Genomic DNA, 19608 nt, shown 5'->3' with positions numbered 1-19608 from the left:
TACCGCCAGCACAACAGCAACACATTTGGATATCGTTCCGGCCATCGCAGTGACAGGCCGGACACCCCCAACGAAACGGATAGGAACGCAAACGCCATGAACCCTTACCTCCCTGTCATTGGCATCACCATGGGTGATGCGGCTGGCGTCGGCCCGGAAATCATCGTCAAGAGTCTGGCGCACGAGAGCGTTTATGCGCAGTGCCGTCCGGTGGTGATCGGAGACGCACGCCGTCTCGAACAGGCCATCGCCATCGTCAAGACGCCGCTGACCGTGCGTCGTATCAAGACGGTCTCCGAGGCGACGTTCGCGCGTGGCGTGATCGAGTGCATCGACCTGAACCTGATTCCGGAAGACCTGCCGTTCGGCGAACTGTCGGCCATCGCCGGCGACGCCGCATATCAGTACATCGCGCACGCCGCCAAGCTTGCCGAAGCCGGTGAGATCGACGCCATCTGCACGGCGCCGCTCAACAAGGAAGCCTTGCACGCAGGCGGTCACAAGTTCCCGGGTCATACCGAGATGCTTGCGCATCTGACGGGCGTGGACGAAGTGTCGATGATGCTGGTCGCGCCGCAGTTGCGCGTGATTCACGTCACGACGCACATCGGGATCATCGACGCCATTCGCAAGATCGAACCGGGTCTGGTGCAACGGACCATCGAGCGCGGTCATGCCACGCTGGTGAAGGCGGGTATCGCGAACCCGCGCATCGCAGTGTGCGGCATCAATCCGCATGCGGGTGAGAACGGTCTGTTCGGTTACGGCGAAGAGGAAGAGAAGATCGTGCCGGCGGTACAACTGTTGCGCGAGCGCGGCTGGGACATCGAAGGCCCGCTGCCGGCCGACACGCTGTTCTTCCGCGCGGGTCGCGGCGACTTCGACCTCGTCGTCGCCATGTACCACGATCAGGGCCATGGCCCGGTGAAGGTGCTGGGTCTTGAGGCTGGCGTGAACGTGACGGTCGGCCTGCAAGTGGTGCGCACGTCGGTCGATCACGGCACGGCATTCGACATCGCAGGCAAGGGCATTGCCGACGAAGGCAGTCTGCTCGAAGCACTGCGTCAAGGCGCTGAGCTGGCCACGCGCCGCGCGTGATCCGGATGAGGGGCGGCGGCGCTCAAGCCGTCGTCAGCCCCTTACTCGATGCCCATATGCCCGCGATCGTTGATTTCGCGGATGAGCGTGCGTAGCGCACCGACGAGACGCTCGGTCAGCCCTTGCGGCGGACGTTGCGCCGCCCACACCAGTCCCACATCCATCGACGGCACGCCCGTGCCCAGATCCCGTCGCAGAATCCGTCCGCCATCGATCGACCACGGCCGGTAGACGAGATCCGAGAGAATCGATACGCCATACCCCTGCGCCACCAGACTGCGAATCGACTCGATCGAGCGCGTGCGGAAATGCACCACCGGCTCGACCTTCGCCGCATGCCAGTAGCGCTCGACCGTCTGCACGTGTTCGTCCATGTCGAGCAGCAAGAAGCGCTGGCCGCGCACGTCGTCGAGCGTAACCGTCGGTTTGTCCAGCAGCGGATGCCCCGGACTTGTCCATAAACGGCGCGTCGAGCGCAGCAGCGTGTGCGAGACAAGACCGTCAGCGACGACGTTCGATACCAGCAGCAGAGCGAGATCCACATCCCCCGCGAGCACCCCCGCCTCCAGTTCCTCCCGGTCGCCCTCGATCAGCGTCAGTTCGACGTTGGGGAAGCGCTTCGACAGCGTGCTCGCGACCGACGGCAGCAGATAGGCGGAGATCGTCTCGGTGACGGCCAGCCGTAACCGGCCACCGGCGTCGTCGGGCAGGGTGCGCGCTTCATGCAGCGCATCGTCCGTGGCGTTGAGAATGCGGTAGGCATGTCGCAGGAAGCGCTCGCCGGCTTCCGTCGGTCGCAATCCTTTCGCGTGACGCACGAACAGCGGCGTGCCCACAATGACCTCCAGGTTCTGCAAGGCAATCGTGAGCGACGACTGCGACGCGCTGCACCGCTCGGCGGCGCGCATCACTTGTCCCGTCTCGGCCACCGCCACGAAATACTCGATCTGACGCAGGGTTGGTTTCATTGAAAAAATCAATATTGCAAACTATATTTTTTATATTAGTAATAAAACTGCCCCCTGTATAGCATCGGAATATCAATTCCTATAGAGATGCACGGGACATGGTTCAGGAGGTCAAGCCCGGGTTCTGCACGCTGTGCCGATCCCGCTGCGGTACGCTCAATCGCGTGGAAAACGACGCGCTGATCGCGGTCGAGCCCGATCCGTCGCACCCGAACGGCGCTGCCATGTGCCGCAAGGGCAAGGCGGCGCCGGAGCTGGTGCATCACCCGGATCGCCTGACCACGCCGCTGCGCCGTACGGCCCCGAAGGGCGCCGACGACCCGCGTTGGGAGCGCATCTCGTGGGATCAGGCCCTCACCGAAATCGCCACGCGTCTGGGTGACATCCGGCGTGAGAGCGGCGCCCATGCCGTGGCGTTCGGCGTCACCACCCCGAGCGGCACGCCGCTGTCCGACAGCATCGACTGGATCGAGCGCTTCATCCGGGTGTTCGGCAGCCCCAACACCGTCTATGCGACGGAAATCTGCAACTGGCACAAAGACTTCGCGCACGCGTTCACGTTCGGCTGCGGCATGCCGACAGCCGACTACGCGCAAGCCGACGTCATCATGCTGTGGGGCCATAACCCGACGAGCACGTGGCTGAGTCAGGCCAACGCCATCGGACGCGGACGTGCGCGCGGCGCCAGGCTGCTCGTCGTCGATCCGCGCAAGACGCCGCTGGCGGGCGACGCCGACGCGTGGCTGCCGGTGCGTCCCGGCACTGATGCGGCGCTGGCCCTCGGCCTCGCGCGTCGCCTGATCGACACTGGGCGCTACGACGACACCTTCGTGCGACGCTGGACCAACGCGCCGATGCTCGTGCGCAGCGATAACGGCCATTTCCTGCTGGCTGGCGAACTGGCGACGTACGACAGCGCGTTGCCGGACGCCTTCGTCATCTGGAACGAAGCGGCTGCCGCCCCGCATGTCTACGACACCACCCACGCGTTGACACGGGACGCCGCCAACTACGCGGCGCTGCGCGGCGAGTTCACGGTCGATGGCCGTGACGGGAAGCGCATCGTCTGCCGTCCCGCGTTCGACCTGCTGTGCGAAGGGCTGGCCCCTTACGACCCCGAGACGGTCGCGGAGCTTTGCGGCGTGACGCCCGAGCAACTCGACGCGGCGGCCAGCCTTTTCGACGGCGCGCAGCGTGTCGCGTATCACGCATGGTCGGGTGTGGCGCAGCATGCCAACGCCACGCAGATCGAGCGCGCCATTGCCGTGCTGTACGCGCTCACGGGCAGCTTCGACCGGCGCGGTGGCAATCGCGTGATGACGCGTCAGCCGGTGAACGCCGTTGCGCAACATGAACTGCTGAGTCCCGAGCAGCAGGCGAAGGCGTTGGGCATCGACGAGCGTCCGCTGGGACCGCCCGCACGCGGCTGGGTGACGGCACGCGACACGTATCGAGCGATCCTCGACGGCGAGCCGTATCGCGTTCGCGCCATGTTCTGCTTCGGTACCAATGTGCTGGCATCGCACGCCGACTACGAGATGGCGAAGCAGGCACTTGAAGCGCTTGAGTTCCACGTGCACTGCGATCTGTTCGAGACGCCGTCGTCGCGTTACGCCGACATCCTCCTGCCGGTGAATACGCCGTGGGAGCGCGAGGGTCTGCGCCCCGGCTTCGAGATCGACGATCGGGCGGATGCCCTGATTCAACTGCGTCAGCGCATGGTGTCACCGCGCGGCGAGTCGCGTAGCGACAACGACATCGTGTTCGATCTGGCCGTGCGGCTGGGCATGGGCGACGCCTTTTTCGGCGGCAGCCTCGAAGCCGCGTGGAATCACCAACTCGCCCCGACCGGGCTCGATGTGCAGACGCTGCGTGCACACCCCGAGGGGATTTCGCGTCCCCAACCGCAGTACGAGCGCAAGTACGCGCGTCACGAAGCCGGGGGCGTGCGAGGTTTCGCGACCGAGACGCGGCGCGTCGAACTGTATTCCGAGCGTCTGCTGCGTCACGGCTACCCGCCGGTGCCGGTGCATGTGGCGCCACGTCACGTAACGGAAGACGAAGCGCAACGCTTCCCGCTCGTGCTCGGCTCGACCAAGAACGGTTACTACTGTCACAGCCAGCATCGCGGCCTCGCGAGCCTGCGCGTGCGCGCGCCGGATCCGGTGGTGCATCTGCATCCGGCGCTGGCGCAGCGCAAGCAGATCGCGCAGGGCGACTGGGTGCGGGTGACGACCCCGGCGGGCGTCGCACGGTTTCGTGCGGCGTTCGATACCGGCGTCGGCGAAGACGTGCTGCTCGCCGAGTACGGCTGGTGGCAGGCGTGCGACAGCGTGGGCCGACGCGGCTTCGTCATGACGGGCGAGCAGTCGAGCAACTTCAACGCGCTGGTGACCACGCGTGACATCGATCCGATCAGCGGGTCGTCGCCGTTGCGCTCGTTTCGCTGCGATGTGGCGCGCGACGCCGCGAGCGATCCGTCGCATCGTCCGTGGGACGGTCTGGCGCGCTTTCGTATCAGTGAACTCGCTGCGGCAGCCGATGGCGTGCGCGCCATCGCCTTCGAACCGTTAGACGACGTGGGGCTGCCGGACTATCTGGCGGGGCAGCACGTCACCGTTCGCGTACCGGTGCCCGGTCATGCGCAACCGGTCACGCGTGCCTACTCGCTTACCGGACCGGCGAACGAGCCGGCCCGCCGGGGTTACCGCATCGCCGTGCGTCATCAGCAGGGGCGCAGCGCGGCGGGCGAGCCGTTCGAGGGTATCGTCTCCAGTTGGCTCAATACCGGCGCGCGTGTGGGCGACGTGATCGAACTCGGCGCGCCGTCCGGACGCTTCGTCATGCCGCTGCAAAGCCGTCAGCCTGTGGTGTGCTTTGCCGGGGGCATCGGTATCACGCCGTTCCTCTGCTATCTCGAATCGCTTGCCGAACAGGCCGAGCGGGGTGTCGGGCAGACACCGGAAGTCTGGCTGCATTACGCCAATCGCAGCGGCGCGACGCATGCGTTTCGCGAGCGTCTGGCGGCGCTGGCCGCACGGTTGCCGGGCGTGCATATCGTCAATTACTACGACGCGCCGCGTGACGTCGATGTGCTCGGGCGCGACTACGCGTCGTCCGAGCGTCTGTCGGCGGCGGTCGTGCCGGACACGCTCATCGCGCGCCGCGCGCGTGTCTACCTGTGCGGCCCGGAGCCGATGATGGCTGCCGTCATGGGCGGACTCGCGGCGCGCGGCATGCCGGCGTTCGACATGTTCAAGGAAGCCTTCCGGTCACCGAGCGCACCGCGTGCCGATGCCGACGCCGCGTGGCCTGTGCGGTTCGCACGTTCGGGCCGCGAGGCCGTCTGGACGCCGTCGCACGGCAGTCTGCTGTCGTTCGCCGAGTCGCTGGGACTGTCGCTGCCGAGCGGGTGCCGCGTCGGACAGTGCGAGAGTTGCGCGGTGCGCGTGCTCGAAGGTGAAGTCGATCACATGGGCGACGTGGCGCTCGACGAGCCGGGCATGTGTCTGGCCTGTCAGGCCGTGCCGCGCGAAGCCATCGTCATCGACGCCTGAGATTCCCTCCCTCCATCTTTCCTTCCGTCCATTTCAGAGAGGAACCGACCCCATGAAAATCATCGACGCTGCCACGACCCGGGACGCCCTGGCATTCGGCCCGTTGCTCGACGCGCTCAACGACATGTTCGTGCAGGGATGCGAAGTGCCGTTGCGCCACACGCACGTCATTCCGGACCCGGCCACGGGCGCAGCCACCACGGTGCTCATCATGCCGGCGTGGCAGCCGGGCGGCTTCCTCGGCATCAAGACGGTCAACATTGCACCGGCCAACGCCCAGCGTGGTGTGCCGGGCCTGCATTCGACGTATCTGCTGTACGACGCCACGGCGGGAGTGCCGCTCGCGCAAATGGACGGCAACGAAATCACCTCGCGCCGCACCGCAGCCGCGTCGGCGCTGGGCGCGGCGTATCTGGCGCGTGAAGACGCGTCGCACCTCGCGCTGCTCGGCGCGGGACGCGTGGGCTCGCTGGTGCCGCTCGCGCATCGCACGGTGCGCCCGATCGAGCGCGTGAGCGTATGGGATCGCGATGCGTCCGCCGCGGCGCGACTCGTCGACGGATTGCGTGCGCAGGGCTTCGAGGCGCAAGTCTGCGAGACCGCCCGCGCGGCGGTCGCAGAAGCCGACATCGTGACCTGCGCGACGCTGGCCACTGAACCCGTGGTGCAGGCCGAATGGCTCGCGCCGGGCGTGCATCTGGATCTGATCGGCAGTTTCACGCCGCAGATGCGCGAGGCGGACGACGCGTGCTTTGCCGGTGCGACGTTGTTCGTCGACACCGAGGAGGCGCTGGCGAAGTCGGGCGAGTTGCTCGGGCCGATGTCGCGCGGCGTGTTCACGGCGCAGGACGTGCGGGGCACGCTCGCCGATCTTTGCCGCGGGGGGCGCATTCGTCGCAACACCCGCGACGAACGCACCGTCTTCAAGGCGGTGGGCACCGCGCTCGAAGACCTTGCGGCCGCGATGCTCGTCTGGCGCGCCACGCAAGACCAGCAGGATCACTGAACGGCTACGGGCGTTCGGTACGTCAATCAAGCACACACTACAGCAAGGGGAACGCAGGAAATGAAACCGGGATCTTCACTATCGAGCACCACGCCGTCGCCGCAAGGCGGTGGCCTACTTGAACGTCTGGCAGCATCGGTCACGCGCTGGTCCGAGCGCTGGTTTCCCGACGCCTATCTGTTCGCCGCCCTTGCCGTGGTCGTTTGCGCTGGCGGCGCCCTCGCCATCGGCGTGCCGGCCGTCAAGGTCGGTGTCGCATTCGGCGACGGCTTCTGGAGCCTGATTCCGTTCACGATGCAGATGGCGATCGTCGCCATCTCCGGTTACGTCGTCGCGGTTTCCCCGCCGGCCGCCGCACTCATTCGCAAGATGGCCGCCGTGCCGCGCAGCGGTCGCAGCGCCGTGGCTTATGTGGCCTTCGTGAGTATCGTGCTCTCGCTGTTCAACTGGGCGATCAGTCTGGTGTTCAGCGGTCTGCTGGTGCGCGCCATCGCCCGGCGCGACGACATCCGCATGGACTATCGTGCGGGCGGTGCGGCGGCGTATCTCGGCATGGGCGCAACGTGGGCGCTGGGTCTGAGTTCATCGGCCGCGCAGTTGCAGGCGAATCCGGCGAGCTTGCCGAAGGCGATCATCGAGATCACCGGTGTCATTCCGTTCTCGGACACGATCTTCCTGCCGCAATCGATGGCGATTGCCGCCGTGCTGACGGTCATCTCCGTGATCCTCGCGTACTACTCCGCGCCGCGCGACGACCGTGCGACGGTGGCCGCCGACCTCGGTGTGTCTCTCGACGATGCCACGAAGTCATACGGACGTCCGCAACGTCCCGGTGACTGGCTCGAATACAGCCCGCTGGTGACGGTGCTCATCGTGGCGTTGGGCGCGCTGTGGATCGGTCATGAGTTCACGACCAAGGACCCGCTGCTGGCGATCTCGAATCTGAACACTTACAACTTCCTGTTCCTGATGCTGGGGATGTTGCTGAACTGGCGTCCGCGCCGCTTTCTCGATGCCATCGCCAAGTCGGTGCCGTCGGTCGCGGGCGTGCTGATTCAGTTCCCGCTGTATGGCGGCATTGCCTATCTGCTGACGAAGGCGCCGGGTCTCGACGGGCAGACGCTCTCGCATCACCTGTCGAGCTTCTTCGTGGCGATCTCGTCGCAGGAGTCGTTCCCGGGCGTGATGGGCGTGTATTCGGCGGTGCTGGGCTTCTTCGTGCCGTCGGGCGGCGGCAAGTGGATCATCGAAGCGCCGTACGTGATGCAGGCCGCCAACGATCTGCACGTGCATCTGGGCTGGGCCGTGACGGTGTACAACGCGGCCGAAGCGCTGCCGAACCTGATCAACCCGTTCTGGATGTTGCCGTTGCTGGGTGTGCTCGGTCTGCGGGCTCGCGACGTGGTCGGCTACACGTTCACGCAGTTGCTGGTGCACTTCCCGGTGGTCATCATCATGCTCTGGTGGCTCGCACAGACGCTGACCTATCATCCGCCGGTCATGCCCTGATGTGACACCACATCAGGCCACGTCGTGCCGTGTTCAATCACGGCCGACGTCTCAGGCAACGGCAAAAGTATCAGCAAAAGCAAAAGCGCCTCCCGGGCACACCGGGAGGCGCTTTGCACTTTCACACACCGCGCGAGCGGAACGACGGGGTCAGTCGGCGCGCGGGAAATCCAGATCCGTGTCGTTGATGCGGTTCACCAGATTCGTGAACGTGATGCCCGACATCACCAGCGCGATTTCGATGATCTGACGTTCGGTGAAACCGGCGTCGCGCACCCGTTGGTATTCGCTGTTGCCGAGGGTGCCGTTCGTGGTCACCAGCGTACGGACGAAGTGCGCCAGCGCGTCGCGACGGTCGTCGCCGGACACCACACCGGCGCGCACGGCACGCATGGCCTCCGGTGCAAGACCGGCCATCTTGCCGACCATCGTGTGGGCCGCCACACAGTAATCGCAACCGCCGACTTCGCTGACCACCAGACGGATCGTCTCGATGTCCTGCTTCGCCAGACTGGTCTTGCCGATGACGGCGTCGAGGCCGAGCGCGGTCTCGAGGGCGTCCGGGGCGTGGGTGCCGATCGTCAGGAAGAGGTTAGGCACCTTGCCCATCCCGGCCTTGATCTTGCCGAACAGTTCGGCGGTGCGGCCGGTAGCGTCTTGGGGCGAAACGGTGGAAATGCGGCTCATGGTGTAACTCCTTCAGTGGGTTGGAAATACCGCGACAGAGTGGCGACGGCATGGATCCCATCTTAGGGAGGATTGGTGATATCTTTAATGCCTGTTTTTCTCGGTATTATGCTCAATCGTCTCAAGACGAATCCTGGACCTCACCCCTATGAATCTGCTGGATCGCCTCCTGACACTGATTCCCGTGACCGGACAACTCGACTTCCGTTGTCATTTCGGCACGCCGTGGCGGATCGACGAGGCGCGTGCGCCCGACAGTCAGATCGCCTGGCACTTGCTGCTGAGCGGCACCGCCACCGTCGAGCATGGCGACGGGGCGCCGGTCGTGATGACGGCGGGCGATATCGTGATGTTTCCGGCGGGGCACGCGCATTCCCTGCATGAGGGGGAAGGGCGTCAGAAGGACCCGCCGCACTTCGAAGCGGGCGCGGGTTTCACCATCTTGCGTCAGGGCAACGGCGATGCGGCCGACGTGCTGTGCGGACGCTTCTTCTTCGGCACGGTGCCGTATGGGCTGATTCAGACGTACCTGCCGTCGCGCATGGTGGTGCGAGGGGGGCGGCAGGCCGATGGGCAGGCACCGGCGCCGGGCAGTATCGGCGACCGGCTGGCGCGGCTGATCGCGCTCATGCGCGACGAAACGATGGCGCAGGAGGCCGGATGCGAAGCGCTCGTCGGCAATCTGTCGGGGGCCTTGTTCGCGATGACGCTGCGCGCGGCAAGCGAGAGCGATAACTCGCCGCGCGGCTTGCTGGCCCTCGCGCGCGAACCTCGTCTCCAACCGGCGCTGTCGGCGATGTTCGATACGCCGGAGCGTGCGTGGTCGTTGCCCGATCTGGCCGAGTTGTGCCACATGTCGCGCGCCACGTTCTCACGGCGCTTCGATGAGGCGCTCGGATGCTCGGCGCACGACTTCCTCACCGAGATTCGCATGACGCTCGCAGGCCGCAAGCTGGCGCATACGACGGCATCCGTGGCCGACATCGGCGAATCCGTCGGCTACCAGTCCGATGCCGCATTCCAGCGTGTGTTCAAGAAGGTCGTCGGCGTGACGCCCGCGCAGTGGCGGGCTCAGGCGCGACAGGCGGAGCGGCGCTAAAGCCGCTGGCGCGTTCGGCCGTCAGGCGGCGTCGCCACGGCACACCATGACGATGCGCTGACGCAACCAGCGATGTGCGGCATCGGCGTCCATGCGCGGATGCCAGATCAACGACACGGTAACCGGAGCGGTTGCGACGGGCAGCGTGAAGCTGTGGAAGGGGGCGGGCGAGGCCGGTCCTCGCCGTGCGTGCGGCGCTTGCAGCAGCGACACCGGCACCAGCGCGATCAGATCGGACGTCTGCGCCACCGCCAGCGCTGCCGGAAAGCTGGGCACGACGGCGACGATCTGCCGCTGATGCCCCAACGCCGCGAGCGCGTCGTCGACCGGTCCGTTGCCAATGCCCCGGCGCGATGCCACGACGTGCCCGAAGGCGACGTATCGCTCGACGCTAGGCGGGGTATCGCTGTGGCTATCGGACGAAGTGCCGGACGACATGCCCGTCGCCAGCGGATGACCCGAGCGCACCGCACCGACAAACCGGTCGCGAAACAGCGCTTGCACGCGAATCTCCGGTCCCATGTTGCCCGCGTTTCCAACGGCGCCGAGTACGCCAATTTCGAGATCGGCGCGCCCCTCGCGCAGCGGGTCCGCGTGCTTCTCTGCCTTGGGCAGAAACCGAAGACCCACATGCGGCGCGACTGCTGTCACCGACGTGATCAGGCGCGCGCCGAACGCCTCCACAAAGCCATCGTTCGCCCGAATCGTGAACGTCCGATGCAGGTTCGCCAGATCCAGCGACGCCGCAGCTGGCGTCAGCAGGGCGCGGGCCTCATCGACGGCGCCGCGGCTGCGCGAGCGCAGGTGTTCGGCATGCGGCGTGAGCACCATGCGTCGGCCCGCACGCACCAGCAGCGGGTCGCCGGTGACCTCGCGCAGACGACTCAGCGTGCGGCTCATGGCCGACGCACTCAGCCCGAGTTGCCGCGCGGCACCTGCCACGCTCGCCTGCGCGAGCAAGGTGTCCAGCGCAACGAGCAGATTCAGATCGGGGTCGGACATAGGCGTTTCCAGTCGTGATGGCGCGTGCACGGGGCTTCGCACGAGATAAGGCGTTTCGTGCATGTTATCAGTGCAATCGCTGCGTCTTCCGCCAGGTATCCCGTCCTCCTATATTTCTCTGCGGGTCGCGTCGCACGGCTGCCCGGCATGTCGCCGGTGGCGAAGGCGCGACGCGTGTAGCGACTTTGAAGAGGAATGGCATATGCAAAAGACAACATCTGAAACGACGCGCCGGAAAACGGCATTGGTGATCGGCGCTTCGCGCGGGCTGGGATTCGCGATGGTCGAGGGCTATCTGGAACGCGGCTGGCACGTGATCGCGACGGGACGCGAAGCCTCGTGCGCCGGGCTCGATGCGTTGGCCGCCAAGGCGAACGGCGCGCTGGAAGTCGAGACCGTCGACATTGCGGTGGCCTCGCAGGTCAAACGCTTGCGCGAACGGCTGTCCGGGCGGTGTCTGGACCTGCTGTTCGTCAACGCCGGGGTGAAGAACGACGACCGGGAAACGATTGCCGACGTATCCACCGACGAGTTCGTGCGCGTGATGGTCACGAACGCGCTGAGTCCGATGCGGGTGATCGAGGCGTTCGAGTCTCTGGTGCCCGCGAGCGGCACGCTGGGTGTCATGTCGTCGGGGCAGGGCAGCCTCACGAACAATACCAACGGCAATTACGAGGTGTATCGCGGCAGCAAGGCGGCGCTGAACATGTTCATGCGCAGCTTCGCCGCGCGGCATCGCGACGACCCGCGCGCGCTGTTGCTGATGGCGCCCGGTTGGGTGCGCACGGACATGGGCGGCGCCGGGGCGCGGTTAAGCATCGACGAAAGCATTCCCGCGCTGATCCACACCATCACCGCGCACGAGGGCCGCGCCGGGCTGCATTACGTGGATTACCTCGGACGCACGGTGCCGTGGTGATCGCTTCACCGGCGACCCGTGCGTTTGCGGTGCGCACAACGGGGTTGCGCGCACGCGGACCGACGCTCGATCACTCGCCGCGCAGGGCTGCCGCCTGACGTTTCCACAACGTCCAGGGCCGCTCCATCACGCCGAGATTGGTCTGCGTGGAGCGCTTGCCTTCTTCTTCGTCCAGATACGTCACGTCGCCGCCGAGCGCGATGGCCTTCGCTTGCATGCCCGCGTTGAGTTCGGTGTAAATCGCACGATAGACGGCGGCGGGCAGCGACGGGGCCGTGGCCACGAAGCCGTGACCCCGCATGAGGGCGACGTCCGAGTCGCCCAGCGACTCAGCGAGCGCTCTGCCCTGTTCGCCGTTGCGCACGAGCATGTCCGTGCAGCCGAAGCAGTGCCGGATGTCGAACACCGGCGCGCCGCTGCCGAGAAAGCCTGCCATGTGATACACCGGGCGCAGTCGTACCGACGATGCGGCGAACGGAATCACGGACGGCGAGTGGCTGTGCACGATGGCCTTGACGTCCGGACGGGCGCGATAGATTTCGCTATGGATCCACGTCTCGAGATACCGCTTGCGCGTGTCGCCGTCGACCGGCTGGCAATCGAGGTCGAGCGTGAGGATGTCGTCGGGCGAGACGAGTTCGGGCGCCATCGATTGCGCGATCAGGAAATGCGCCGGATTGCGCGGATCGCGCACGCTCACGTGACCGAAGCCGTCGAGCACTTCATGATGGGCGAGTACGTGATTGGCAGCGGCGAGGTCTTCGCACAGTTGCGCGATCGTCATCGCATCGTGTTCGGTCTCTGCGGGAACGTAGGGGGTATGAGCGGTTTGGGCTTGCATGATGGTGTCGGAGAGGTGTCGTTGGAAGCATGGAAAGTCGGAGCGCGAAGGCAGGCGCCGGGCCGGATCACACCCGCACGGCGGCCGAGACTTCGGGCGGAAACAGGTCGTCGGCCTGCATCTCGCGATGGCAGACACCCTGTTCGAAGGCGAAGCGCAGGAAGGCGTCGAGCGTGACCCGGTTGGGCGCGACACCGTATGGCCACGGATCGCCGCCGAACATTTCGCGGGCTTGTGCTGCGCGCTGGCTCATCCACGGCAACGGAAAGTGCGAACAGGTGATGTCTTCGAGTCGCGCAATGCTGGCGTCCTTCGCCTGCGTGAACGCCTTGACGAGGTTGTTCGCGATCCATCGATTCGCGGTGAAGACATCGCGCCGCATCACGATCAGATGCATGATCGGGAAGATGCCCGTTCGCGAGAAATAGGACCGCTCGGCGGTCTCGAAGTCGGGCAGTAACCGGATCACTTCGCGCTCGCGCCCCGGGGGCGGCGCTGGCGGACGCGCGCTGAGGATCGCGTCGATCTCGCCGTCGAGCAGCAGGGTGGTGAGAGACTTCTCGGGCGACGGGCGATAACGCACGCCCTCCGGCACGCGCACCGCGACCTTCTCCCGGCGTCCTGCCTGATTCACGCCGCCTTGCACCCATTCCACATCGGCGAGCGCCACGCCCTGATCCTGCACCAGCCAGCCGCGCGAGTACACCGACGCCGTCTGTGCCCACTCGGGCACGCCGATCCGCTTGCCGCGCAAGTCGGTCGGCGAGGACACGCTGCCGTCTGCGCGTACATAGAGCGACGACAAGCGAAACACGCGCGACGGAAACACGGGCAAACCGATCAGCCGGTCGTCGCCCTGCGAGCGCAGGGACGCATATTTGGCGAGCGACATCTCCGAGAGATCCCACTCCTGAAAATGCGTCGTGCGATAGAAGATTTCTTCGACGGGCAACACGGACGGCACGAGGTCGATGCCTTGGGCCGAGACACGACCGTCGAGCAGATCGCGCACGTGGTCGTAGTCGTTGACGGCGAGCGAAAGGGTCAGTCTGTTCATGAAGCGTTCCGATGCAGACGTAAGGAGTCAATGACCGAAGGCCGGGGCCTTCGGCAGGTTTTCCGGGCGTGCGACGAGAAAGACGAGCATCGCGGCGGTGACGAGTGCTGCGCCGAGCACGAAGAACATCGTTCCCGCGCCACCCGTTGCCTGTTGCAGCACGCCGGCGATGGCCGGGCCGCACATCGCGCCGACCCGGGCAATGCCGAGATAGAGTCCGACGCCGGTGCTGCGGATCTCCGTCGGATAGCTCACGGCGACGAGGTTGTTGAGCACGGTCTGCGTGCCGATGACGAACATGCCCGCTACCACGATGCCCACGAACGTGACCGAGCCGCCGGTGATCGTTGCGAGCACCCCGATGGCCGCCGCGCCGCACAACCACGCCAGCGACATCGCGAGACGGCGGTTGCCGATGCGGTCGGCCACCACACCGGTGAGCAGACTGCCGAATGCCGAGGCGAAGACCAGCAGCGACCCGTAGGCGAAACTCGTCGAGAGGTTCTCGCCGCGTGCCAGCATGATGGTGGGCAGCCAGCCCGACAGGCCATACGACGAGAAGAGCGACAACGCGCCCATCGACCACAGGCAAATCGTCTGACGGCGAAACTCACCGGAGAAAAGCGCGGCGACCGAACCGGCTTTCACGCCGGCGTCGGGCGAGGTGAATGTCGCCGTGGCGAACTCGGCCGCACGCGCAGGCCACAGCCGGGTGAGCTGCGCCCGCACCGCTTCCTGCTGGCCACGACTGGCGAGGAACGAGACCGACTCCGGCAGCACGAACTGAAGCGCCAACGCCAGCACCACCGACAGCGCCCCCACGTAATACATGCTCTGCCATCCGTACTGCGGGATGAGCCATGCAGCGATGAAGCCCGACGCTGTCGCGCCACCGATCCATCCGCACGAGAAGAACACGATGGTGAAGACGTTGGCGCTGCGCTTGGGCGCGATTTCGTTGATGTAGGTGACCGCGACCGGCATGAGCAGGCCCAGCGAGATCCCCATCACGAAGCGCAGTCCGATGAAGGTGCGCAGATCGTGGGCAAATAACCCGATGGCAAGACTCATCACCCCCGACAGCCAGATGCCGGTGAGCAAGACGCGACGGCGGCCGATGCGGTCGCTGAACGGCCCCGAGACGGCCGAGCCGGCGGCGAATCCGGCCAGTCCGCATGACAGCAGCACGCCGATCTGGCTCGGTGTCAGATGCCAGAGGCGGGTGACGTCATGAACGATGTAAGCGGCGTTGTACAGATCGAAGCCGTCGAACAGCAGGATCAGCGCGAGCAGTGTCGCGAGCCGGTAGTGAAAGGCCCCTAGCGGGGCGGATTGCAGGGTGTCGCGAACGTCGATGCGTTCGCCTGCCCGCGAGGGTAGGTCCAGGGCCATGCGTTGTCTCCGAATGGGCGACCTGTCGACGCTCGGACGAAGCCGGCTCGCAGTGTCTTTGTTGTCTGGCAATGACTTTGCTGTGCACGCGGAGATGACTTTACTGATCGAATTTTTGTTTATCAATATTGATTTTTAAAGTCAATATGAATGTGGCATGATGTGCCGCAAAGCCGTCGCAGCGAGGCGACGGCGTGCGTGGCGAGACCATTCAGAGGGAGACGATGACGCAGCAAACCGACCTGATGACGCGTGAAGACGTATTGGCGATGCTCGATATCAAGCCGGCCACGCTTTATGCCTATGTGAGCCGGGGATTGATCCGTGCGCGGCCGCATGAGGACGGCCGCAAGAGCCTTTACCTGCGTCGCGACGTCGAGCGTCTGGCAACCCGCAAGCGGGGACGGGCACCGACCGGCGCCGTGGCGGAATCGACGATGCGCTTCGGCGACCCGGTGCTGCACTCGGCCATCACGCAGATCACGCCGCACGGTCCGCGCTATCGCAACCGGCTGGCGATCGATCTGGCGAGCGGCGGGGCGTCGTTCGAATCAGTCGTGCATTTGTTGATGACGGGGATCTGGCAGGACAGCATCGCCGATTGGCCGATGCAGGAGACGCCGCCCGACGTGCTGCGCTTTCTGTCGACCTACGACGGCGAAGTGGCGAGCGCTGACATCGGCAACCTGCTGGGCATGGTGCCGTTCGCGCTGGCCATGCATGGGCGTGGCGCGCGTGAACTGGCCGACGGCACTGCCGTGCAGGCGGCCCGCGCGATGCTGCATTGCATGGTCGGATGCGTGGGCTTTCTCGGGCCGCAGCGACGCTTCGTGGCGCGCGAGCGCGACGAGAGTGTTGCGACGCAACTGCTGCGTGCGGCCGGCAGTGCTGTCACACCTGCGAGGCTGCGCGCCATGAACGCGGCACTCGTCGTGCTGGCGGACAACGAACTCGCCCCGGCGACGTTCTCCGCGCGCGTGGCGGCGTCCACCAACGCCGATCTGTTCGGCTGTGTGGCGGCAGCCATCGGCTCACACATCGGCTTTACCACCGGCACCAGCACCGAGAAGATCGAGACCTTGTTGCTGTGCGAGCCGTTCGATGCGCTGGACACGCGCGTTCAGCGCGTCCGCGAATATGGTGCGAGTCTGCTTGGCTTCAATCATCCGCTATATCCGGGCGGCGACGCGCGCGCCGATCTGATGATGCAGATCGCGGGCGAACTGATGAACGAGACGGATGACGGCACCATCGACGACGCGCTACGCAGGAACACCCGGCTGACGCTCGACTTTCTGGAGCGCATGCGCACCGAGGCGAACGCCCACGCCGGTCTGGCGACCGGGCTGGTGGCGCTCGCACGGGCGCTGGGATTGCCCGACGGTACGTCGACCGCCATGTGGATCATCGGGCGTTCGGCGGGCTGGGTGGCGCATGTCATGGAGCAACGCACGCAGGCGTTCATGCTGCGCCCACGTGCCAAATACGGTTATGGCGGCCCGGTTGTGGCGGAAACATTCGAGTCGTTCGAGGTGCCGTCGACTCGGTAATGACGCTCGCCATGTCGGAGTTCCGGACATGGCGCTGTCAGACGGTTCGGTCTCATAACAAATTGAGGATGTAACAAAAAATTCACACCGGACTGCTAGCCTGCGCGCAGATTTCCATTCCGCACGCGTGCGATCCGTCCCCCACCGAACCGGGTCCGCAGTGCGCCAAGTAGCGCGGACATGCTCAGAACCATAGCGAAAAGCACGCCGCAGCCGATATTGATACTGTGCATCGCGATGATCTGCTCCTGCGCTTGCTCTGCCCGTGTCTGGGCGACGGATGTCGTGCCCGGCAGCGGCGCGTCCGGTGCGAATGCAGGACAGTCAGCCTCAATGGCATTGGCCGCGTCTGCCGATGTCGGCACCGCGCCCGCACCGCTGTTGCGTTTCGACATCCCATCCGCGCCGTTGCAGTCCGCGCTCGAAGCTTACGGCGCGTTCACCGACATCTCCCTGCTGTATGACAGTTCTCTGACGGCTGGCCGTGTCTCGGTGCCGGTGCAGGGCGAGATGTCCGCACGTGCCGCGCTCACGCTCCTGCTCGAAGGCAGCGGTCTCGCCGCGCGTTACACCAGCGACAAGACGGTGGCGCTCGTGCCGTTGCGGCGCGGTACGTCCGATCCTGTCGACGAGGCGTCCGCCGAGACAGGTGCGGGCCGTCGCTATTTCGGCCTCGTCCAGACACGCGTGCACGATGCCTTTTGCGCGCAGCCGGTGCTGGCGCAGGGGGCGCGCCGCATCGCGCTGCGCCTGTGGATCGACGCCGACGGGCAAATCGGCCCGGTCAGGCTGCTCGGAACGAGCGGCGATGCGAGCGTCGACCGGCTGGTCGTCGGCGCACTGCAAGGGGTACGCATCGGGGAACCCGTGCCGCCATCGCTCGCACAGCCGTTCACGTTCGTGATTCTGCCGAAGGCATCGGGCCGCCGTTGGGGGTGCGATGGGGGTGGCGATCCGGCAGAGGAGCGCCCCTCTGGCAGGCAGCGTACCGGAGGCCGGAATGGCAGATAGGGCCGATGATGCGCAAGGCGCAGACAGGACGGAGAATGCCAATCCCGTGCGCATCACGCTGAGGGACTTGCTCGTCGAGCGCTACGGGCAGCTCAAGACGTTGCTGTCGCGCAAGCTTGGTTCATCGGATCTGGCGGGCGATGCCTTGCAGGATACGTGGGTGCGTCTGGAGAGCACGCAGACCAGCGAGCCGGTGCGTAACCCGGGGGCGTATCTGTATCGCATGGCCTATCACGCGGCCATCGACAAGCAGCGCGCCGAGGATCGTCGCCTAAGTGTGGGTGAGATCGAGACGATGCTCGATCTGGTGAGCCCCGATCCCGGTCCGGCACAGATTGCCGAAGCGAATTCCGATCTTCACGAACTGGCGCGCGTGCTGGAGCAGATGCCGCAGCGTCGCCGCGAGATTCTCCTGGCGGTGCGTCTGGATGGTCTCGCGCAGCGCGAAGTGGCCGAGCGCTTCGGGATTTCCTTGAGGCTGGTCGAACTGGAGTTGAAGAAGGCGCAGGAGTTTTGCGCCGCGCACATCGACAGATGAGGCACGGCTTTATGACGGTCGTGCGACGCGATGAAAAATATTTTCGAAAAATCTTGCGGGATCCGGCGTCGGTGAGCGTCTTCTCATCAGGACGGCCCAAAATGTTTCGGACGGATTCCGGATGGGTTCCGGATTGTCCGAGGTTTCCCGCAAGGGATGGATTGCGTTGAATGGTGTCAATAAGCACGGGCGGCATGACAGATAGCACGCTCGTTGCAAGCAGAGGATCGACAGATATACCCGACATGAAGGCAGCACCCGACAGCCCGAACCGACACGCGCCGCAGCCATCGCGGCAGGCCGTGCCCGATACGCTGGCCTTGCAGGCCGTGCAGCGCGACGCCCACGCGTGGGTGCGACGTCTCACGTCCGGCAGCGCCACCGTGGCCGATGCACAGGCGCTGCAACAGTGGTGCGACGCGAGCCCGGCACACGCTGCGGCGTTTGCCGACGCACGACGCCTGTGGCGCGATCTCGGCCCCGCTGGCGAGATGGTGCGCTCGCGTGAGCGCGCGGAGGTCCGGCGTCCGAAGCGTGTGGGACGTCGTGTGTTCCTCGGCGGCGCGTTGGCGTCGGTGGCCGGTGTCGGTGCGGCGATGATTGCGCCAGTGGGTCTCTGGGGCGCGATGACCTCGCTGGCGCATGCCGATTACCGTACCTCGACGGGGGAGCAACGTCAGATCGCGCTCGCGAACGACGTCACCGTCAATCTCAATACGCGCACGAGTATCGCCTGGCTCAAGCCTGCCGGCACCGGCGGGCAAACGTCGCAAAGTGTTTCCCCGGGTATCGACCTGCTCGATGGCGAGATTGCCGTCGATAACCTGCGCAGCGGCGGGCCGTTCGTCGTTGCCGCAGGCGACGGGCGCGCCATCGGCACGCAAGCCAACTTCGAAGTGCGCAATCTCGACTCGCGCGTGTGCGTGACCTGTGTGTCCGGATCGGTGCGCGTCGAACTGGGCGGTAACCGCGTGCAACTGGGCGCGCATGAGCAGGTCATCTATCAGGGGCAGCGTCTGGGGCGGGCGACGAACGTCGACACCACCGTCGCGACGGCGTGGCGCTCGGGCGTGCTGGTGTTCCGCGATACGCCCTTGCCCGACGTCGTGAACGAGATCAATCGTTATCGCAGCGGGCGAGTCGTAGTGATCGACGATCGCCTCGCACAGAAACACCTGAGCGGGCGCTTCCGCATCGACAGTATCGGCGAGATTTTCGCGCAGATGCAGGCGGTGCTGGGCGCGAATGTGACGCATCTTCCGGGCGGCATCGTCGTCGTGGGCTAGCGGACATCGGAGGCGGGACGCGAGCACGGATTCGAAGACGGAGACAAATTTCGAGGACGGCTTTGCGGGTTTGCGAAGTGAGCGTCGT

The 19608-nt window shown here is 65.7% G+C and carries 16 protein-coding genes; 10 read left to right on the top strand and 6 right to left on the bottom strand.

Annotated elements, in window-relative coordinates; all coding sequences use genetic code 11:
* The first annotated feature begins 96 nt into the window (after nt 1–96).
* Nucleotides 97–1098: a 4-hydroxythreonine-4-phosphate dehydrogenase PdxA gene (gene pdxA / locus A9762_RS19415; RefSeq protein WP_069343645.1), complete on the top strand. Its 1002-nt coding sequence runs from the start codon at nt 97–99 to the stop codon at nt 1096–1098.
* A gap of 41 nt (nt 1099–1139) precedes the next feature.
* Here pdxA and A9762_RS19410 read toward each other — a convergent pair whose 3' ends face one another.
* Nucleotides 1140–2066, bottom strand: coding sequence for a LysR family transcriptional regulator (locus A9762_RS19410; RefSeq protein WP_069343644.1), 927 nt, complete (start codon nt 2064–2066; stop codon nt 1140–1142).
* Between the two features lie 98 nt (nt 2067–2164).
* Between A9762_RS19410 and A9762_RS19405 the strand changes: the two genes are divergently transcribed.
* The 3 genes from A9762_RS19405 to A9762_RS19395 are packed head-to-tail and all read left to right on the top strand — an operon-like array spanning nt 2165 to nt 8138.
* The gene (locus A9762_RS19405; RefSeq protein ID WP_069343643.1) at nt 2165–5623 is read left to right on the top strand and encodes a molybdopterin-dependent oxidoreductase; all 3459 of its coding nucleotides are present in this window, start codon (nt 2165–2167) and stop codon (nt 5621–5623) included.
* A 52-nt stretch (nt 5624–5675) separates the two neighbouring features.
* The gene (locus A9762_RS19400; protein ID WP_069343642.1) at nt 5676–6629 is read left to right on the top strand and encodes an ornithine cyclodeaminase family protein; all 954 of its coding nucleotides are present in this window, start codon (nt 5676–5678) and stop codon (nt 6627–6629) included.
* A gap of 60 nt (nt 6630–6689) precedes the next feature.
* Nucleotides 6690–8138: a short-chain fatty acid transporter gene (locus tag A9762_RS19395; RefSeq protein ID WP_069343641.1), complete on the top strand. Its 1449-nt coding sequence runs from the start codon at nt 6690–6692 to the stop codon at nt 8136–8138.
* A gap of 150 nt (nt 8139–8288) precedes the next feature.
* Here A9762_RS19395 and A9762_RS19390 read toward each other — a convergent pair whose 3' ends face one another.
* Nucleotides 8289–8825, bottom strand: a complete 537-nt coding sequence (locus A9762_RS19390) for a carboxymuconolactone decarboxylase family protein (RefSeq protein ID WP_069343640.1) — start codon at nt 8823–8825, stop codon at nt 8289–8291.
* Between the two features lie 148 nt (nt 8826–8973).
* On the opposite strand from A9762_RS19390, the gene A9762_RS19385 reads away from it, so the two are divergent.
* Nucleotides 8974–9924, top strand: coding sequence for an AraC family transcriptional regulator (locus A9762_RS19385; protein WP_069343639.1), 951 nt, complete (start codon nt 8974–8976; stop codon nt 9922–9924).
* A gap of 21 nt (nt 9925–9945) precedes the next feature.
* On the opposite strand, the gene A9762_RS19380 is transcribed toward A9762_RS19385, so the two are convergent.
* The gene (locus A9762_RS19380; protein ID WP_069343638.1) at nt 9946–10926 is read right to left on the bottom strand and encodes a LysR family transcriptional regulator; all 981 of its coding nucleotides are present in this window, start codon (nt 10924–10926) and stop codon (nt 9946–9948) included.
* 202 nt (nt 10927–11128) lie between these two features.
* Between A9762_RS19380 and A9762_RS19375 the strand changes: the two genes are divergently transcribed.
* Nucleotides 11129–11845, top strand: a complete 717-nt coding sequence (locus A9762_RS19375) for an SDR family NAD(P)-dependent oxidoreductase (protein ID WP_069343637.1) — start codon at nt 11129–11131, stop codon at nt 11843–11845.
* A gap of 70 nt (nt 11846–11915) precedes the next feature.
* Here the strand turns inward: A9762_RS19375 and A9762_RS19370 are convergent, their stop codons facing one another.
* From A9762_RS19370 to A9762_RS19360, 3 genes are all read right to left on the bottom strand, one after another.
* Nucleotides 11916–12629: a class II aldolase/adducin family protein gene (locus A9762_RS19370; protein WP_069343636.1), complete on the bottom strand. Its 714-nt coding sequence runs from the start codon at nt 12627–12629 to the stop codon at nt 11916–11918.
* A 124-nt stretch (nt 12630–12753) separates the two neighbouring features.
* A complete protein-coding gene (locus tag A9762_RS19365) occupies nt 12754–13743 on the bottom strand; it encodes an ABC transporter substrate-binding protein (RefSeq protein ID WP_069343635.1) in 990 nt (329 codons plus the stop codon).
* Between the two features lie 27 nt (nt 13744–13770).
* Entirely contained in the window at nt 13771–15135 is a 1365-nt protein-coding gene (locus tag A9762_RS19360) for an MFS transporter (protein ID WP_069343634.1), read from the bottom strand.
* Between the two features lie 224 nt (nt 15136–15359).
* Here A9762_RS19360 and A9762_RS19355 point away from each other — a divergent pair, with 224 nt between their 5' ends.
* From A9762_RS19355 to A9762_RS19340, 4 genes are all read left to right on the top strand, one after another.
* A complete protein-coding gene (locus A9762_RS19355; protein WP_240493634.1) occupies nt 15360–16685 on the top strand; it encodes a citrate synthase in 1326 nt (441 codons plus the stop codon).
* A gap of 333 nt (nt 16686–17018) precedes the next feature.
* Nucleotides 17019–17696 (top strand): secretin and TonB N-terminal domain-containing protein, encoded by a 678-nt coding sequence (locus tag A9762_RS19350; RefSeq protein ID WP_069343633.1) that lies wholly within the window; start codon nt 17019–17021, stop codon nt 17694–17696.
* Nucleotides 17686–18234, top strand: coding sequence for an RNA polymerase sigma factor (locus A9762_RS19345; protein WP_083254107.1), 549 nt, complete (start codon nt 17686–17688; stop codon nt 18232–18234). Before A9762_RS19350 ends, A9762_RS19345 begins: the two co-directional genes overlap by 11 nt.
* 245 nt (nt 18235–18479) lie before the next feature.
* A complete protein-coding gene (locus A9762_RS19340; protein WP_170836282.1) occupies nt 18480–19520 on the top strand; it encodes a FecR family protein in 1041 nt (346 codons plus the stop codon).
* The last annotated feature ends 88 nt before the right edge of the window (nt 19521–19608 follow it).

The sequence above is a fragment of the Pandoraea sp. ISTKB genome (genome assembly GCF_001721285.1).
In the GTDB taxonomy this organism is placed as follows: domain Bacteria; phylum Pseudomonadota; class Gammaproteobacteria; order Burkholderiales; family Burkholderiaceae; genus Pandoraea; species Pandoraea capi.
Note: the sequence above shows the minus strand (reverse complement) of the source record. Positions and strands in the feature narration are given on the sequence as shown.

Bases quoted from the DNA above. Each gene is read 5' to 3' on its own strand.
- A9762_RS19345 (WP_083254107.1), top strand. From the start codon at position 17,686: ATGGCAGATAGGGCCGATGATGCGCAAGGCGCAGACAGGACGGAGAAT.
- A9762_RS19340 (WP_170836282.1), top strand. From the start codon at position 18,480: ATGAAGGCAGCACCCGACAGCCCGAACCGACACGCGCCGCAGCCATCG.
- A9762_RS19355 (WP_240493634.1), top strand. From the start codon at position 15,360: ATGACGCAGCAAACCGACCTGATGACGCGTGAAGACGTATTGGCGATG.
- A9762_RS19380 (WP_069343638.1), bottom strand. From the start codon at position 10,926: ATGTCCGACCCCGATCTGAATCTGCTCGTTGCGCTGGACACCTTGCTC.
- A9762_RS19410 (WP_069343644.1), bottom strand. From the start codon at position 2,066: ATGAAACCAACCCTGCGTCAGATCGAGTATTTCGTGGCGGTGGCCGAG.
- A9762_RS19395 (WP_069343641.1), top strand. From the start codon at position 6,690: ATGAAACCGGGATCTTCACTATCGAGCACCACGCCGTCGCCGCAAGGC.
- A9762_RS19370 (WP_069343636.1), bottom strand. From the start codon at position 12,629: ATGACGATCGCGCAACTGTGCGAAGACCTCGCCGCTGCCAATCACGTA.
- A9762_RS19360 (WP_069343634.1), bottom strand. From the start codon at position 15,135: ATGGCCCTGGACCTACCCTCGCGGGCAGGCGAACGCATCGACGTTCGC.
- A9762_RS19405 (WP_069343643.1), top strand. From the start codon at position 2,165: ATGGTTCAGGAGGTCAAGCCCGGGTTCTGCACGCTGTGCCGATCCCGC.
- pdxA (WP_069343645.1), top strand. From the start codon at position 97: ATGAACCCTTACCTCCCTGTCATTGGCATCACCATGGGTGATGCGGCT.
- A9762_RS19400 (WP_069343642.1), top strand. From the start codon at position 5,676: ATGAAAATCATCGACGCTGCCACGACCCGGGACGCCCTGGCATTCGGC.
- A9762_RS19390 (WP_069343640.1), bottom strand. From the start codon at position 8,825: ATGAGCCGCATTTCCACCGTTTCGCCCCAAGACGCTACCGGCCGCACC.
- A9762_RS19350 (WP_069343633.1), top strand. From the start codon at position 17,019: ATGGCATTGGCCGCGTCTGCCGATGTCGGCACCGCGCCCGCACCGCTG.
- A9762_RS19385 (WP_069343639.1), top strand. From the start codon at position 8,974: ATGAATCTGCTGGATCGCCTCCTGACACTGATTCCCGTGACCGGACAA.
- A9762_RS19375 (WP_069343637.1), top strand. From the start codon at position 11,129: ATGCAAAAGACAACATCTGAAACGACGCGCCGGAAAACGGCATTGGTG.
- A9762_RS19365 (WP_069343635.1), bottom strand. From the start codon at position 13,743: ATGAACAGACTGACCCTTTCGCTCGCCGTCAACGACTACGACCACGTG.